This window comes from Pseudomonas sp., from assembly GCF_050739655.1.
Classification (GTDB): domain Bacteria; phylum Pseudomonadota; class Gammaproteobacteria; order Pseudomonadales; family Pseudomonadaceae; genus Aquipseudomonas.
Window position 1 is genome coordinate 1 of the sequence record NZ_JBOIBY010000641.1, and the last position, 1,043, is coordinate 1,043.

Below are 1,043 nucleotides of genomic sequence, written 5' to 3' on the forward strand. Positions count from 1 at the left end.
CTCCTACAGGGAACCACATTCCCATGTAGGAGCTGCCGAAGGCTGCGATCTTTTGATCTTAATAAAGCGCAGCAAACAACTTGCGACGGTACGTGCTCACCAGCGGATGATCATTGCCCAGCAGTTCGAACACTTGTAGCAAGGTCTTGTGCGGCAAGCCTTCACTGTAACTGCGGTTGCGGATGAACAGCTTGAGCAATGCATCCAGTGCTGCTTCGTACTGCTGACGGGCCAATTGCTGGACTGCAAGCTGATACACCGCTTCATCGTCCAACGGATCTTTCGCCAGACGTGCCTTCAGGTCAGCGGCATCGGGCAAGTCCTTGGCCAGGCCAAGAAACTTGATCTGCGCCTTGGCGCCAGCCAGGGCGGCCTTGTGCTCGTCGCTCTTGACCGAGTCGAGCACGGCTTGCGCGTCGCCCAGCTCACCGCGTTCAGTCAGGCAGCGCGCGTAGAGGATCAGAGCCTTGGCGTTGGTATTGTCTTCGCCAAGAATCACTTTGAGCAGGGCTTCGGCGTCGGCAAAACGACTGTCGTCAAACAGCGCCTGAGCCTGTTCGAACGGGTCGGCGGCGGCTGGTGGCGGCATCTGCACATGGGGTTCGAGCAGGGCACGCACGGCGGATTCCGGTTGTGCGCCGGCAAAGCCGTCCACAGGCTGGCCATCCTTGAACAACACTACGGTCGGCAGGCTGCGAATACCGAAGCGGGCGACAATGTCTTGCTCGATGTCACAGTTGACCTTGGCCAGCAACAGCTCGCCCTGATAGCTCTCGGCGATGGTCTGCAGCATCGGCATCAGCACTTTGCAGGGCGCACACCATTCGGCCCAGAAATCCACCAGCACCGGTTTGTGGAAAGAGTTCTCGATCACCGACTGGTCGAAATCGGCAGTCGTGGCGTCGAAGATGTACGGCGTTTGCTGACTCATGGGAGATCTCGTAAAAGCGTGAATCTGCTCACTATAAGGGCTGGCGCAAAAGATCGCAGCCTTCGGCAGCTCCTACAGGGAAACACATTCCAATGTAGGAGCTGCCGAAGGC

Annotated in this window: 1 protein-coding gene; it reads right to left on the minus strand. The window is 58.1% G+C overall.

Annotated elements, in window-relative coordinates; genetic code table 11:
* Positions 1 to 58: 58 nt before the first annotated feature.
* Complete coding sequence (gene trxA / locus ACRESJ_RS30775; RefSeq protein ID WP_431761271.1) at positions 59 to 931, minus strand: thioredoxin; 873 nt, start codon at positions 929 to 931, stop codon at positions 59 to 61.
* Positions 932 to 1,043: the final 112 nt, after the last annotated feature.

What these genes read in the sequence shown, in the direction of transcription:
- trxA (WP_431761271.1), bottom strand. Translation starts at nt 931, where the DNA reads ATGAGTCAGCAAACGCCGTACATCTTCGACGCCACGACTGCCGATTTC.